We start from the raw sequence: 16,903 nt of genomic DNA, 5'->3' as shown, positions 1-16,903 counted from the left end.
GACTGGTTCCTTTGTCGAAAAGAGAAGAGGCAGACTGAGGGGGCGGTGGCGGATCGTCAATCGGGGAAATGTACGGGATTGTATATGGGGGTTTTGTGGTGCCTGGAAGGGCCTCATCGCGGGCAAGCCCGCTCCTACAGGTTTTTGTGCCGTACACAAATCCCCTGTAGGAGCGGGCTTGCCCGCGATGAGGCCCTTCCAGACGCCGGAGATTACAGGCCCTCCAACTCCGCCATCAGATCATTCAACCGATCCGCCTTCTCTCCGGTGATCTCGCTGGCCGCCAGCCCTTCGATGTACTCGGCCAGTTCCTGCACCGTGCTGCACTCGAACATCGCCCGCAGCGGCACATCCCGTTGCAGGGTTTTCTGCACCCGCGAGGCGATCTGCGTCGCCAGCAGCGAGTGGCCGCCCAGTTCGAAGAAGTTATCGCTGATGCCCACCTGCTCGACTTTCAGCACCTGCGCCCAGATGTCCGCCAGGGTCTGCTCCAGTTCGTTGCGCGGCGCCTGGTAATCCTGGCTTTGCAACTGGCCGATCTCCAGCGCCGGCAAGGCCTTGCGGTCGAGTTTGCCGTTGGCGTTGAGCGGCATCTGCTCCAGCCACAGCCAGTGCAGCGGCATCATGTACTCCGGCAGTTCGGCGCGCAGGCGTTGCTTGATGCGCTCCAGGCGCTCGGTGGGATTGATCGTCAGATCCGCCGCCACCAGGTAACCGACCAGGTGCTTGCCGTTGACGCCCTCCTGCACACCGACGGCCGCGTCGCGCACCTCGGGCTGTTCATGCAGGCGCGCCTCGATTTCACCCAGCTCGATGCGGTAGCCGCGAATCTTCACCTGATGGTCGATACGGCCAACGTACTCCAGCACGCCATCGGCGCGACGGCGAGCGAGGTCGCCGGTGCGATACAGGCGCGCACCCGGCTCGCCGAACGGATCGGGCACGAACACCTGTGCGGTGCGCAGCGGGTCGCTGACATAACCGCGCCCGACCCCGGTGCCGGCGACGCACAACTCACCCACCGCCCCCAGCGGCACCAGTTCCAGCGCACCATCGAGCAGGTACAGGCGATTGTTGTCGGTGGGCGTGCCGATGGGCAGGTAAGTGCCACGGGTCGAGGCCTGGTCGACGCGGAAGAACGCCACGTCGTCCGAACACTCCGCCGGCCCATAGGCGTTCACCAGCCCGATGTCCGGGTAACGCAGCAACCATTGATGGGCCAGCTCCGGCGGCATCGCTTCACCGGTGGGCAGCATCCAGCGCAGGCCGTCGAGGCTCATGCGCTCCTGGGCGAGCATGCCCTGGATCAGCGACGGCACGCTTTCCAGCACGGTGATGCCCTGCGCCGAGACGTGCGCCAGCAAGCCCTGGGGATCATGGGCAATGGTGTTCGGCACGATGTCCACCCGCGCCCCGAACAGCGGCGCGGCGAGGAACTGCCAGACCGAAATGTCGAAGCTCTGCGAGGCAGTCTGCGCGATCACGTCCGCCGCGCTGAGGTTCAGGTACGGCACCTTGCTCAACTGGTTGTTGAGCATGCCGCGCTGCTCGACCATCACGCCCTTGGGCAAACCGGTCGAGCCCGAGGTGTAGATCACGTAGGCCAGGTTGTCCGGGCCGCTGTAGATGCCCGGGTTGGCCACCGACACCGCACTGGCCTGCACCTCTTCCCACACCAGCAGGCGCGGCCTATGGACACAAGCGCTTTCTTCGAGCAAGGCCAGTGCCTGTTCACGGCAGGCCTGGGTGCACACCAGCAATGGCGTGCGGCTCAGGTCGATGATCCGGCTCAGGCGCTGGCTCGGCAGCCCCGGGTCCAGCGGCAGGTAACCGGCACCGGCCTTGAAACTGCCGATGATCATCCCGAGCAGGTCGAGGTTGCGTTCGGCGAGCAAGGCCACCGGTTGATCCAGCCCGACCCCGGCTGCGATCAGCGCATGGCCCAGACGGTTGGCCTGTTGGTTCAACTCTGCATAGCTGTGTTGCAGGCCCTGGCAACTGGCGGCGATACGCTGTGGATGCGCAGCCACCTGCGCCTCGAACAGCGCCACGTAACTCTGCTCCAGCGGGTAATCGTGGGCGCTCTGGTTGCAGCCATTGATCAGGAAATCCTGCTCTTCGCTGCTCAGCAGCGGCAGCTCGGCCATGTCGCCGTGGAAACCCTGCACCAACGCCAGCAGCAGGCGCTTGAACTCGCCCAGCATGCGCTCGACGGTAGCCTCGTCGAAGTAGCGCTGGTCATAGGACAGGTGCAGGCCCAGGTCATCGCCCGGATAACACACTGCGGTCAGCGGGAAGTTGGTGTGGGTCCGCCCGGAATCCGAGGTCGCGTTGAGGCTTTGCGCGCGGTCCAGCACCGAGACTTCCACCGGCGCGTTCTCGAACACGAACAGGCTGTCGAACAGCGGCTGGCCCTTGGGCAGCTCGCTGTGTTCCTGGATGCTCACCAACGGCAGGTATTCGTACTCGCGCAATTGCATGTTGCTGTCGAGCAGCTGCGTGAGCCACTGACGCACGCTGCACGGCTGATCGTCCTCGGGCATTTTCACCCGCAGCGCAATGCTGTTGATGAACAGGCCGACGGTGCGCTGCATCTCCGGCATCTCGACCGGACGTCCGGCCACGGTGACGCCGAACAACACGTCGCGATCACCGCTCAGGCGCCGCAGCACCAGGGCCCAGGCCGCCTGGGCAAAGGTGTTGATGGTCAATTGATGGGCCTGCGCCAGTTCGCGCAACTGCGCACCGTCGCGGGCATCGAGGCGGGTGTAGCGGTCCCCGACGATCATGCCGCCACTGTCGCCGGCGTGTTCGCGCAGGAACGGGCGATCGCTGGGGATCGGCGTGGTGCGCTCGAACCCTTGCAGGTTGTTTTTCCACCACTGGCGCGCCTCGGCCAGGCTCTGGTGTTGCAACCAGCCGATGTAGTCGCGATAACGCGGCGCCGCGGCCAGTTGCACCTCACGGCCTTCGCCCAAGGCCATGTAGATTTCGAAGAAATCGTTCATCAGCAGCGAGCGGCACCAGGCGTCGATGAGGATGTGGTGATTGCTCATCATGAACCAGTAGCGCGCCTCGCCGACACGAATCAGGCGCAGGTGGAAAGGCGCCTGGTTGAGCAGGTCGAAGCCGGCTTCGCGCTCGGCCTTGAGCAGGGCTTGCAGCTTCGGCTCCTGCTCGGCGTCGGCGACATCGCGCCAGTCGAGGTAGTCGATCGGCGTGCCGCCCGGCTTGTGGATAACCTGCAGCATGTCTTCGCCAACGTTCCAGCAGAACGAGGCGCGCAGGGCTTCGTGACGGGCGATCACCGCCTGCCAGGCCTGGGCGAAGCGTTGCGGGTCGAGTTCGCTGTTGATGCGGTAGCGGTCCTGCATGTAATACAGGCCGGTGCCCGGTTCGAGCAGCGTGTGCAGCAGCATGCCTTCCTGCATCGGTGTCAGCGGGTACACGTCTTCGATATTCGCCTGGGCAATCGGCAGGGCATCGAGTTGTGCCTGGGTGAGTTTGGCCAGCGGGAAGTCCGACGGGGTCAGGCCGCCGGCATCGTCACGCAGGCAATGCTCGATCAGGCTGCGCAATTCGCCCAGGTAAGCTTCGGCGAGCTCAACGATGGTCTGCGCGTCAAAACGTTCGGCGCTGAAGGTCCAGCGCAGCAGCAGTTCGCCGCCATAGACCTGGCTGTCGACACTCAGCTCGTTGGGCAGTGGTGCATGCGGATCATGGGCGGCACCGACCGGCTCGTCCAACGGCTGGAACAACGCCTGCTCGCCGAAGCTCTGGTCGAACTGGCCCAGGTAGTTGAAGGTGATCGGCGCCATCGGCAACGCCGCCATGGCCTCGCGGCACGGCTGATCGGCGAGGTAACGCAGCACGCCATAACCCAGGCCCTTGTGCGGTACCTCGCGCAGTTGTTCCTTGATCGCCTTGATCGAGGCACCCTGCCCGGCCGCTTCCTCGATGTTCACCGGGGTCAGGCGCAGCGGGTAAGCGCTGGTGAACCAGCCGACGGTGCGGGTCAGGTCGATGTCGTCGAACAGGGCCTCGCGACCGTGGCCTTCCAGTTGAATCAACGCCGTCGCGTGCCCGCTCCAGCGGCACAACACGCGGGCCAGGGCGGTCAGCAACAGGTCGTTGACCTGGGTACGGTAGGCACTCGGGGCCTGTTGCAACAGCTGCCGGGTGCGCTCGGCGTCCAGGCGCACGCTGACAGTCTGCGCATGGCAATTCTGCCGGCCGCCGTCCGGGCGCTCGCACGGCAGCTTGCCAGCCGTCCCGGCCAGTTGCGCCTGCCACCAGCCGAGTTCTTCGCGCAGGGATTCGCTGCTGGCATAGGCCTGCAAGCGTGCCGCCCAGTCCTTGAAGGCACTGGTTTTCGCCGGCAGTTGCACCGACTGCCCGGCCTCGAGCTGGCGATACACGGTTTGCAGGTCGTCGAGCAACACCCGCCAGGACACCCCGTCGACCACCAGGTGATGGATCGCCAGGAACAGCCGTTGCTGGCCTTCCGGGCCATCGACCAGCAGCACGCGCATCAGCGGCCCCTGGGCGAGGTCGAGGCTGCGCTGTGCGTCGGCGAACAGCGCAGCGCACTTGTCCATCGACGTTACCTGCACCTGCCACAACACCGGCTGGTCGGACACCGGCTGGTGCTGCGCGGTCCAGGCCCCTTCTGTTGGCTGAAGCGCAAACGCAAGGCGTCATGCTGCTCGATCACCGCCAGCAGCGCCTGCTCCAGGCGGTGGGGTTCGAGGGTCACGCCCGGCTCCAGAAGCAACGCCTGGTTCCAGTGCTGGCGCTCAGGCATGTCGGTGTCGAAGAACCAATGCTGGATCGGTGTCAGGCGCGATTCACCGCTGAGCAAGCCTTGCTCGGCGCTGACCTGCTCGGTGCGACTGGCCACCGCGGCCAGGGTCTGCACGGTCTGGTGCTGGAACAGGTCACGCGGGCTGAAGTGAATGCCCTGCTGGCGCGCGCGGCTGACCACCTGGATCGACAGGATCGAGTCGCCGCCCAGTTCGAAGAAATTGTCATTGAGGCCGACCTGCGCGACGTTGAGCACTTCGCACCAGATCTGCGCCAGCGTCAGCTCGAGCTCATTGCTCGGCGCCACGTACTGCTGGCGATTGAGCTCCGGGTCGGGGGCTGGCAATGCGCGACGATCGAGCTTGCCGTTGGCGGTCAGCGGCATGTTTGCCAGCAGGATCAGGTGCGTCGGCACCATGTATTCCGGCAATTGCGCCTTGAGGTGAGTTTTCAGTGCCTCGCGCAGGTCCGCTTGTTGCGTCTCGTCCTGTGCGGCGACGTCGCTGACCAGGTAGCCGACCAGTTGCTTGCCGCTCGGTGCATCGAGGGCCAGCACCACCGCTTCGCGGATCGCCGGATGTTCGAGCAGGCGGGTTTCGATTTCGCCCAGCTCGATACGGAAGCCGCGGATTTTCACTTGATGGTCGATACGCCCCAGGTACTCCACCAGGCCATCGGCCCGCTGGCGCACCAGGTCACCGGTGCGGTACATGCGCCCACTGGCGAACGGGTTGGCGACAAAGCGTTCGGCGGTGATGCCCGGCCGCTGGTGATAACCCTCGGCCAGCCCGGCACCGCCGACGTACAACTCGCCGGTCGCGCCTTGCGGCACCGGTGCCAGGTCGGCATCGAGGATGTACGCCGTGCGGGCGCCGATCACGCTGCCGATCGGCACGCTGCCCAGCCCTTCTTCCAGCACCGGCGGCGCCAGGCTGGCCAGCGGCATGACCACGGTTTCGGTAGGGCCGTAGGCGTTGAAGAACAGGCTTGGGTTGAAGGCCGCGCGAATGCGCTGCAGGTGTTCGCCGGTCAAGGCTTCACCACCGGTGATGCACATGCGTACCGGCAGGGTCTGCCCCTGGGTCGCCAGCCACTGCGCCAGCTGGCTGCCGTAGCTGGGGGTGAAGCCGAGGATGTTGATGTGATGGCGGCGGATCAGGCCGCAGATTTCCTCGGCGTCCCACTGCCCCTGAGCGCGCAGCACCACCTGTGCACCACTGAGCAGCGGCACCAGCAGGCGCTCGGTGGCGGCGTCGAAGTTGATCGAATAGAAGTGCAGTTCGCAGTCGTCCGCGCGCATGCCGAAGCGCTGGATGACCGCCTGGCAATGCATGGCGATTTCCCCATGGGACACCACCACGCCCTTGGGTTTGCCGGTGGAGCCGGAGGTGTAGATCAGGTAGGCCTGATGTTGCGGCAGGCTGATGAACGGCAGTTCGCTGGCCGGGTAACCGGCCAGTTGCGCGGCGTCTTCCTCCAGGCACCAACGGGCGACGCCCGGCGGCAGTTCGCCAAGGGCGGCAAACATCGCCGCATCGCTGAGCAGCAGACCGACGCCGCTGTCCTCGATCATGTAGTGCAGGCGGTCCAGCGGATATTCCGGGTCCAATGGCACATAGGCGCCGCCGGCCTTGAGAATCGCCAGCAGGCCGATGACCATTTCCAGCGAGCGCTCCAGCGCCAGGCCGACGCGCACCTGCGGGCCGACACCGCGCTCACGCAGCATCCAGGCCAGGCGATTGGCGCGGCTGTCGAGTTCGGCGTAGCTCAGGGTCTGTCCGGTGAAGGTCAGCGCCGGCGCCTCCGCGCGCAGCAGGGCCTGTTCGGCGAACAACGTGTGGATGCACTGGTCGAGGCGGTGCTCGCCCGGTTCCACGCCCAGGCTGTCGAGCAGTTGCTGTTGTTCGGCCGCTTGCAGCAACGGCAGTTCACTCAGGCGCTGCATCGGGTCGGCGACCAGCGCCTCCAGCAGGTTGCGCCAGTGCCCGGCCATGCGCGCGATGCGCGGTTCGTCGAACAGATCGGTGCTGTAGGTCAGGCAGCAACCCAGGCGGTGATCGAGGTCGGTGACTTCCAGGTTGAGGTCGAACTTGGTCGCCCGCGCATCGTTGGCCAGGTATTCGACGCTCATGCCATCGAGTGTGCGGCTTTGCTGGAACTCCCAGCGCTGCACGTTGCACATCACCTGGAACAACGGGTTGTACGCGGCGCTGCGTGGTGGCTGCAACGCTTCCACCAGATGATCGAACGGCAGGTCCTGGTGGGACTGGCCTTCGATGACGGTGTGGCGCACCTGCTCGAGCAGTTCAGCCACCGACATTTGCCCGTCGAGCTGGCAACGCAGCACCTGGGTGTTGAGGAACGCACCGATCAGCCCTTCGCTTTCCGGGCGGATGCGGTTGGCCACCGGCGCACCGATGCGCAGGTCGGTCTGGCCGCTGTAGCGGTACAGCAGCGCCGCCAGGGTGGCGGTCATGGTCATGAACAGAGTCAGGCCATGGCTGGCATTGAACGTCCGGACCCGCGCGGCGAGGTCATCGCTGAGGTCGAAACGGTACAGCTCGCCCCGATGGCTTTGCACCGCGGGCCGCGCACGGTCGGCCGGCAGTTCCAGCAACGGGTGTTCGTGGCCCAGTTGTGCGGTCCAGTAGTCGAGCTGGCGCTGACGCTCGCCGGACTCCAGCCACTGGCGTTGCCACACGCTGTAATCCAGGTACTGCACCGGCAGCGGCGGCAACGGCGACTCGCGGTCATCGACGAACGCTTCGTACAGGGCACTGAGTTCACGGGCGAAAATGTCCATCGCCCAGCCTTCGGTGACGATGTGGTGCAGGGTCAGTACCAGGTAATGTTCCTGCTCGGCGGTCTTGACCAGGCAGGCGCGCAGCAAGGGCCCGGTTTCCAGGTTGAACGGGCGATGGGCCTCGCTGTCGGCCAGCGCCTGCACCCGCTGCTCGCGCAGGTCTTCGGCGAGCGCCGAGAAGTCCTGCCAGTCCATGCGCACACCGGTTTGCGCATGCACCCGCTGCTGCGCCACGCCATCGACGCTCGGGAACGTGGTGCGCAGGGTTTCGTGACGCAGGATCAGCGCCTGCAAAGCCGTCTCGAAACGCCCGACATCCAGCACCCCGCGCAGGCGTGCCATGCCGCCGACGTTGTAGGCCGGGCTGTCCGGCTCCATCTGCCAGAGGAACCACATGCGTTGCTGGGAATAGGACAGCGGCACCGGCTGGCTGCGGTCAACCTTGTCGATCGGCGGTTGCCGGTTGGTCTGGCCGCTGGCCTGGATCACCCGCACCTGCTCGGCAAAGGCCCCCAGTTCACTGTTTTCGAACAGGGTGCGCAACGGCAACTCGACATCGCAGGCCTGGCGGGTGCGCGAGATGATTTGCGTGGCCAGCAGCGAATGGCCACCGAGGGCGAAAAAGTCGTCACGCAGGCCGACTTGCGCGACCCCGAGCACTTCGCGCCATATCGCGGCGATCTGCTGCTCCAATGCGGAAACCGGCGCCACGTGCTCGGCAGTCTGCCAGGTGGGTTCGGGCAAGGCACGCGGGTCGAGCTTGCCGCTGGGGCTCAGGGGCATGTGCGTAAGCTGCATGAGCTGCGCCGGCACCATGTACTCCGGCAACTCGGCGGCCAGCGCGGCTTTCAGGCGGGCGTTCTGCGCCTCGCTGCCGTCGGCGTTGTCAGTGCTGGTGTAGTAGCCGATCAACTGCGCACCCGCAGCGGTCTCACGCACCAGCACCACCGCCTGGGCGACACCGTCCTGGGCCAGCAGGCGCGCCTGGATTTCCTGCGGTTCGACGCGGAAACCGCGCAACTTGACCTGTTGATCGAGACGGCCGAGGTATTCGATCACACCCCCGGCGCTCCAGCGCGCGCGGTCGCCGGTGCGGTACAGGCGCGCGCCGGGCTCGCCCAGCGGATCGACGACAAACCGTTCGGCGCTCAGGCCCGGACGCCCCAGGTAACCGCGGGCCAGCCCGGCACCGCTGATGCACAACTCGCCCGGCACCCCGGCCGGCACGGGGTTGAGGTCGCTGTCGAGGATGCGGCAGACCACGTTACCCAGTGGCCGGCCAATCGGCGAGCGCTCGCCGTCGGCGGCGCTGCACTGCCAGTGGGTGACGTTGATCGCCGTTTCGGTCGGGCCGTAGCGGTTGTGCAACTGCACCGCTGGCAGTTGCGCCAGCACGCGGTTGCGCAGTTCGGCCGGCAAGGCTTCACCGCCGGAGAACAGCCGACGCAGGCTGGTGCATTCGGCACTCTGCGATTCTTCGATGAACAGCGCCAGCAAGGGCGGCACGAAGTGCAGCGTGGTCACGCCGAACTGCTGGACCAACTGAGCGATGCGATGCGGATCGCGGTGCTCGCCGGGGCCGGCGAGCAGCAGGCGTGCGCCGGTGATCAACGGCCAGAAGCACTCCCACACCGACACGTCGAAACTGATCGGCGCCTTTTGCATCAGCACGTCGCTGTCGTCCAGGCGATAGGTGTCCTGCATCCATTGCAGGCGCTCGGCCAGGGCGGCGTGGGTGTTGCCGACGCCCTTGGGCTGGCCGGTGGAACCGGAGGTGTAAATCACATAGGCCAGGTTGTCGCCGTGCAAGTGCAGGCCCGGCGCCTGGCTCGGCCAGGTTTCCAGGTGCAGCGCGTCCATGGCGATCACGCAGACGCCGTCGGTGGCCGGCAAGCGTTCGAGCAGAGGTGTTTGCGTCAGCAGCAGTTCCACGCCGCTGTCACGCAGCATGTAGGCCAGGCGTTCGGCGGGGTAATCCGGGTCCAGCGGCACGTAGGCGCCGCCGGCCTTGATGATCGCCAGCAGGCCGATCAGCAGTTGCGGCGAACGCTCGGCGGCGATGGCCACGCACACGTCCGGCCCCACGCCCTTGTCGCGCAGGTAATGCGCCAGGCGGTTGGCCTGGCTGTGCAGCTCGGCGAAATCGAGGCTGCCGCCCTGCCACATCAAGGCGGTACGGTTCGGCGTCTCCCGCGCCTGTTCATTGAGCCGTTCCGGCAGCCATTGGCTCGCGGGTGCGCAGGGCGCGACGCTCCAGTGCGCCTGTTGGGCGATTTCGCTCGGCGCCAGCATCGGCAGGTCGCCAATGGCCGCTTGCGGTTGTGCGCACGCGGCGCGCAGCAGGTTGTTGAAATGTTCGGCCAGACGCTCGATGGTCGCGGCGTCGAACAGTTCACTGGCGTAGTCGAAGGACAGGGTCAGGCGACCGTTGCGATCCTCTTCGCTGTGCAGTTGCAGGTCGAACTTGGCTTCCCGGCTGTGCCACGGCAGTTCTTCGGCGAGCAACCCCGGCAAACGACGCAAGGCGCTGAGGTCGCGTTGCTGGTGGTTGAACATCACCTGGAACAGGCCTTGCTCGCGGGCCTGGGGAAAGGCTTCGAGCAGTTGTTCGAACGGCAGGTCCTGATGGGCCTGCGCGCCCAGGGTGGTGGCGCGGGTTTGCGCCAGCAGTTCAGAAAACGGCAGGCGCGGGTCGATCTCGGCGCGCAGGACCTGGGTGTTGATGAAGAAGCCGATCAGGCCCTGGGTTTCCAGGCGCGGACGGTTGGCGTTGGGCACGCCGACGCGGATGTCGCGCTGGCCGCTGTAGCGGTGCAACAGGCTCTGGAACGCTGCGAGCAACAGCATGAACGGCGTCGACTCATGGGCCTGGGCGGTCTGGCGCACGGCGCTGCTGAGGTTGGCGTCCAGGCGCACCGTGTGGCGGGCGGCGCTGCGCAGTTGTTGTGCCGAGCGCGGGTGATCGGTGGCCAGGTCCAGAGTCGGGTGCTCCTCGCCCAACTGCGCTTGCCAGTAGGCCAATTGCCGTGCGCCCTCGCCTTGCGCCAGCCATTGGCGTTGCCAACTGCCGTAGTCGGCGTACTGGGTCGGCAGCGGCGCCAACGTGACGGACTGACCCTGCGAAGCGGCCGCGTACAGCCGGGAAAACTCGTCGATCAGCACGTTCAGCGACCAGCCGTCGGCGATGATGTGGTGCAGCGTGACCAGCAACTGGTGATCGTCCTCATCGAGGCGCACCAGGGTTACCCACAGCAGCGGGCCTTTCTCCAGGTCGAACTGGGTCTGCGCTTCGTCGTCGCGAATATGTTGCGCCCGCACCTCGCGCTCGGCGGCGGGCAGATCGCTGATGTCGATGCGTTGCAGGTTGAAGGTCCCTGCCGCGTCGACCTGTTGCAGCGCCACGCCGTCGCGCTCGAAGAAGCGCGTGCGCAGGGACTCGTGACGTTCGATCAGTTGCTGGAAGCTGGTCAGCAAGGCCGCTTCATCCAGCTCGCCACGCAAACGCAAGGCGCCGGGAATGTTGTAGGCGCTGCTGTGCGGGTCCAGTTGCCAGGTGATCCACAGGCGGTTTTGCGCCAGGGACTGCGGCAAAGCCTCGCTGCGTGACAGCGTGCTGATCGCGCCCTGGGCCAGGCCGCCGTCCTGTTGCAGTTGCAGGACCGCAGCGGTGAAGGCCGCGAGGGTTGGCGCTTCGAACAGCAGGCGCAGGTTCAGTTCCAGCCCCAGGGCTTCACGCAAGCGCGCCACCACCTGGGTGGCGGCAATCGAGTTGCCGCCCAGCAGGAAGAAATGGTCATCGCCAGCCACCTGTTGCACCTGCAACTGCTCGGACCAGATCTGGCCGATCAGGCTTTGCAGCTCGCCCGCCGATTCGCCAGAGGTTTCGCTGGCCGCATCGTTCGCGGGAAACAGCGCATAACTATCGAGGCTGCCGTCGGCCAGGCGGCTGCGGCAGGCCGAGCGCTGCAATTTGCCACTGGAGGTTTTCGGCAAGGCACCGGGATTGAGCAGCACCACCACGCTCGGCGCCTCCTGGTACGCCTCGGCCACCGCCTGGCGAATGGCCTTGATCAGCGCCTCGGGCGGCAGGATCTTCTGCACGCTGCGGCTGATTTCTGCCGCGATGCCGATGCCTTCCTCGCCATCGGTGGTCACCGCGAAGGCCGCGACCCGGCCCTTGCGCACCACTTCCACTTCGCGCTCGACGGTCTGCTCGATGTCCTGCGGATACAGGTTGTGGCCGCGCACGATCAGCATGTCTTTCAGGCGCCCGGTGATGAACAGTTCACCACCGCGTAGGAAACCCAGGTCGCCGGTGCGCAGCCAGGTCCGGCCCTGGTGCTGGACGAAGGTTTTCGCACTGGCCTCGGGATTGCGCCAGTAGCCGTGGGCGATGCTCGGGCCGCTGGCCCAGACTTCGCCGACGGCATTGTCGCCCAGTTCGGCCAGCGTCTGCGGATCGACCACCAACACCGCGTGGTCCGGCTGGCTGATGCCGCAACTCATGATGGCGCTGCCCTCGCCTGGCGCCGCACGGTTTTGCGCCAGCGCCTGATCGTCCACGCGCAGGTTGCCGATGCCCTGGCCACGGCGCGTGCCGGCAACGAACAGCGTGGCTTCCGCCAGGCCGTAGGACGCCATGAAACTGTCCGCGGTAAACCCTGTGGCGGCGAACTTCTCGGCGAAGCGCTCCAGGGTATCCAGGCGAATCGGCTCGGAACCGGAATACGCGACCCGCCAGCCGCTGAGGTCGAGGCGTTCCAGCGCCGATTCGCTGACCCGCTCGCTGCACAGGCGATAGGCGAAATCCGGCCCGCCGCTGATGGTGCCGCCGTATTCGCTGATCGCTTCCAGCCAGCGCAGCGGCCGACCGAGGAAGTACGCCGGCGACATCAGCACGCACGGCACGCCGCTGAAGATCGGTTGCAACAGGCCGCCGATCAGGCCCATGTCGTGGTACAGCGGCAGCCAGCTGACGATCACGTCGTCAGGATTGATGTCGATGCCGAAGCCGTGGCGGATCAGCAATTCGTTGGCCACCAGGTTGCCGTGGCTGACCTGCACGCCTTTGGGCAGCGCGGTGGAACCCGAGGTGTATTGCAGGAAGGCGATGTGCTCGGGCGCAAGGTACGGCTCGACCCAGCGTTCGGCCAGGGCGCTGTCGAGGGTGTCGACGCACAGCAGCGGCGGCGCGCCCTCTATTTGTTGCAAGGCGTCGCGCAGGCTGGCGCTGGTCAGCAGCAGGCGCGGCTCGGCATCGCTGATGATCGACAGCAGGCGCTCCTGGTGATGGCGCTTGGTCGATTCCGGCGGGTAGGCCGGCACCGCGATCACGCCAGCATACAGGCATCCGAAAAACGCCGCGACGTAGTCGGGACCGCTGGGAAACAACAGGACCGCGCGATCGCCGAAATCAGCCTGGGCCTGCAACGCCGCAGCGATGGTGCGGGCCCGCTGATCCAGCTCGCGATAACTGAGCACCACGGCCTGATCCGCGCTTTCGGCGAGGAAACGCAGGGCTAGCCGGTCCGGCGTCAGGGCCGCGCGGCGGGCAAGGGCTTGGACCAGTGTGCTGGGGGTTTCGAAGGCGTCGGTCATGAGGTTTCCTGCCTGAATTCGGCTCGCAAGTGAAATCGGTGTGCTGACGTCATGCCCTGTCCAGGGCACGCGGGACGTGGTCTTCGCCGACCACGCGAGGCATTGGCAATGCTGTTTTGGCGGGGCTTGCGCCCACGGCCATTCACCAATGAGAACGGATGACGTCTTGAAATAATTAGTCGGCAGGCTTGATCGCCAGGGGCTGGAAAGGCAGGAGAGCGCCCCGGTCGGGTGCGTCAGTGTGTCGCAATTCTCACTATGCACCATTGATATGCATTGTTTCTCTTTCTCATTTGACAATCATTATCATTAAGAATAATTTGTCGCTCGATATGTCGGACGGCCCCCGCGTCAACTTGCCGTCCCATGACCCCATTCGCAGCAAGGTGATTTCCATGACGGAACAAGTATCGACAAGCACGTGCGATTCACCGCTACTTCAGGCATTCGTCGACAATCGAGTGATACTGGTCAAGATTGCCGCGCGTATCACCGGCTGCCGGTCGCGTGCCGAAGATGTGGTTCAGGATGCGTTCTTCCGCCTGCAATCGGCGCCGCCGATCACCTCCTCGATCAAGGCCCAACTGAGTTATCTGTTCCAGATCGTGCGCAACCTGGCCATTGATCACTACCGCAAGCAGGCGTTGGAGCAGAAGTATTCCGGGCCGGAAGAGGAGGGACTGAATGTGGTGATTCAAGGCGCCTCACCCGAAACCTCGCACATCAACTTCTCGACCCTGGAAAACATCGCCGACGCCCTGACGGAGCTCCCGGCCCGCACCCGCTATGCCTTCGAGATGTACCGCCTGCACGGCGTGCCGCAAAAGGACATCGCCAAGGAACTCGGCGTATCGCCGACCCTGGTCAACTTCATGATTCGCGATGCGCTGGTGCATTGCCGCAAGGTGTCGGGGAGTCGGGTGGCGGCTCGCCGGTAGACCGAGTCGACCCCATCGCGGGCAAGCCCGCTCCCACAGGTTCCGCGAACACCGACGAACACTGTAGGAGCGAGCTTGCTCGCGATAGCGGCCTCGAGGCCGCCGCAACCCTCAAGCCAAACTACACCGCTCAAAAAACCGCCCCCGCCCCAACACCATCAACGCCGCCCGCTTGTGCGGAAAGTCGAATTCCTTCTCGCAGTAAAAACGCTGGCCCTGCATGTAGCCGATCATCTTCGCGTTGTCGGCGCGAGGCTCGGCGACCACACGCTGGGTGCGCGGGTCGTCGAGAAACAGGTAATGCGTCAGCGCCGATAACCAGCTGGCCACCTTGTGCGGGCCGCGGTGATGTTCTTCGCCCACCAGCATGTGGATGCCACGGTCGTAGTCGCCCGCGTCATAGAACGGCGCGATCCGGTCTTCCTTGGCCCAGTAGGCCTCGAAGTAGGCGAACGGCTCATCGTCGAAACAGCCAAGCAACGTCACCGTATGCGGATCGGCCGCGAGTTTTTCCAGGTACTCGCGATGTTGCTCGAGGCTGCCCTCCTCCTGCCAGAAGTTGGCCACCCGTGAACTGTTCTGCCAGCGGTTGAAGCGCGCCAGGTCCAGTTCGATGTCCACGGTGCGCAGGGAAATCCACGCCCCCAGCCGGGTATCGAAACGCCGATAGACTTCGCCACGGGGTTTCACCGGACGCAACGGATGACGCTTGCCGGCGCTGAGCACCATCTGTTGTGGATAACTGCCGGTCAAGGAACTGCCCAGCCAGGGTTGTGGCAGTTGCCAGAACAACGCGCGTTCGCAGCGGTATTGGCCGGCGACATCGGTCGGCACCAACAAGCCGCTGAGCACGGCCTGGGCCGGTGCATCATCGAGGTGCCAGATCAGGTGCTGGCAGGCCGGGTCGCGGGCGAACAGCCAATAATTGGCGGCCCACAGGGCCTGGGTGTCAGCACGCGACTCGACACGCAGTTGCAATGCGGGTTCGCGATTCAGGTGCAGGCTGATCAGCGGCTGCGTATCGAGGCTCAGGCTCAGGCGGTTTTCGCTTTCCTGCGCGACAAGGCGCTGGCCCGTCGGCAGCGCCAGGGTGGTCAGGTCATTCAATTCGGGCATGGGTCGGGCTCACGTTAATCGTCGACAGTTCAACGAAGTGACGTGAGCCAGCGGGAAAAATTTAAGCGCCGCCGGCGGCTCAGTTGCTCGGCACCGGCACCACGGCGATCTTGTAGGGATCGAAAATCTTCAACATCTGGCCGTTGTCGCGCAGGCCTTGCAGCAACCGGGCGAACGCCTCCCCGCTGATCGGGGCTGCCGGACGCAGAATGGCGTAATGGTGATAGATCTGGTCGATACGCTCGGACACCAGCAACTGATCACCGACCTTGTCGTTGCGCAGCAGGTAATCGCTGAGGTACGAGCGAGTGACCAAGGCAATGTCGGCGCGCCCGCGCAGCACCATCAGCAGGTTGCTGTCGTGGGAGTAGGTCAGCGTGGCGTTGTAGTTCTGCGCGAGGAATTTCGGGTCGGCGTTGAAACTGGAAAACTCGTAGTGATAGCCGCTGAACAGCGCCAGGCGTTTACCGACCAGGTCGGCGAAATAATCCTGCTGACGATGAGGCAGGCGTTGCGCGACAAAAATCTCGGCGTCTTCCAGGCCCATGTCGACACTGGTGTGGGGGATGTCTTTCCAGCCCCAGCCGGGGTTCTCGAAAATCGCCATGTCCACCCGGCCCTGCTTGAAGTCACCAAAGCGGCGCGGAATGGAGGTGGGCACCAGCACGAACTGGTATTCCTTCTGCGAGGCGTTGAGCGCTTCCACCAGTTGCGGCAGCAAGCCGGTGTCGGCGCCGGTTTCCGGGCGCACGGTATAAGGCGGGAAATGCGCGGCACCGACGCGTACCAGTTGTGCGGCCGGAGCCGGCAACACCCACAATGCCCCAAGCGCCGCCAGCAAAAGCCGCGAGGCCGTCCGAATTGGCGAAGACATCAAAGTGACCCACTCCCCAAAAAAACATCAATCCATTCAAGCCAGGCGGTTTGCACCACTTAGCCAGTTCCAACCGTCCTGTGCAAACTATTGTTGCCCTTGCAGTACCAGAATCAACGCTTCTTCGGCCAACTGATCGGGGCTCAGGCTGCCGCCGGGGCGAAACCAGGTGGTGGTCCAGGACAGCGCACCGGTGAGAAAACGCCGCGTGATGAACACATCCCCGCGAATGAATCCCGCCTCCTTGGCCTCCCCCAGCACTTGCAGCCACAGTTCTTCATAGATGTCGCGCAGCGCCAGCACCTGCGCCTGCCCGTCCTCGGACAGTGATCGCCACTCATACACCAGCACCGCCATGGCTTCGCCGCTGCCGCCCATGATCGACTGCAATTCGCAACGGATCAGCGCCAGCACCCGCTCGCGCACACTGCCGGCTTCAGCCAGCGCAGCGCGCATCAACGCGGTGTTGTAGCGGATGGTTTCTTCCATCACCGCCCGCAGGATTTCGTCCTTGCTCTTGAAGTGATGAAAAATACTGCCCGACTGGATGCCCACGGCACCGGCCAGATCGCGCACGGTCGTGCGTTCGAAACCCTTGTTGCGAAACAGGTGAGCGGCCACTTGCAGCAGCTTGCCACGGGCGCTGTCCGGGTCGGTCAACTGGTTGCTGTCGACCAGCTCGCGCATGACCTTCAGGGCTTTTTGCTCATCCACCCGTTCTCTCCTACAGTCGAGTCCATCGCCAAAAACAGCGGGGTTGCGCGGGCAATT

4 protein-coding genes and 1 pseudogene are annotated in these 16,903 nt (G+C 65.0%); 1 reads left to right on the top strand and 4 read right to left on the bottom strand.

What is annotated here, in order from left to right:
• Window positions 1-212 precede the first annotated feature (212 nt).
• Window positions 213-13,204 (bottom strand): annotated as a pseudogene (locus ABVN20_RS26630) (non-ribosomal peptide synthetase).
• Window positions 13,205-13,599: 395 nt separating this feature from the next.
• On the opposite strand from ABVN20_RS26630, the gene ABVN20_RS26625 reads away from it, so the two are divergent.
• Entirely contained in the window at window positions 13,600-14,142 is a 543-nt protein-coding gene (locus ABVN20_RS26625; protein WP_368558784.1) for an RNA polymerase factor sigma-70, read from the top strand.
• A 111-nt stretch (window positions 14,143-14,253) separates the two neighbouring features.
• Here ABVN20_RS26625 and ABVN20_RS26620 read toward each other — a convergent pair whose 3' ends face one another.
• The 3 genes from ABVN20_RS26620 to ABVN20_RS26610 form a co-directional block, all read right to left on the bottom strand.
• On the bottom strand, window positions 14,254-15,258 hold the full coding sequence (locus tag ABVN20_RS26620; RefSeq protein WP_368558783.1) for a GNAT family N-acetyltransferase: 1,005 nt from the start codon (window positions 15,256-15,258) through the stop codon (window positions 14,254-14,256).
• 79 nt (window positions 15,259-15,337) lie between these two features.
• Window positions 15,338-16,132 (bottom strand): substrate-binding periplasmic protein, encoded by a 795-nt coding sequence (locus tag ABVN20_RS26615; protein ID WP_368558782.1) that lies wholly within the window; start codon window positions 16,130-16,132, stop codon window positions 15,338-15,340.
• 87 nt (window positions 16,133-16,219) lie between these two features.
• The gene (locus tag ABVN20_RS26610) at window positions 16,220-16,846 is read right to left on the bottom strand and encodes a TetR/AcrR family transcriptional regulator (protein ID WP_368558781.1); all 627 of its coding nucleotides are present in this window, start codon (window positions 16,844-16,846) and stop codon (window positions 16,220-16,222) included.
• Window positions 16,847-16,903: the final 57 nt, after the last annotated feature.

The organism is Pseudomonas sp. MYb118, from assembly GCF_040947875.1.
In the GTDB taxonomy this organism is placed as follows: domain Bacteria; phylum Pseudomonadota; class Gammaproteobacteria; order Pseudomonadales; family Pseudomonadaceae; genus Aquipseudomonas.
This window is presented reverse-complemented; position numbering and strand designations above follow the sequence as displayed.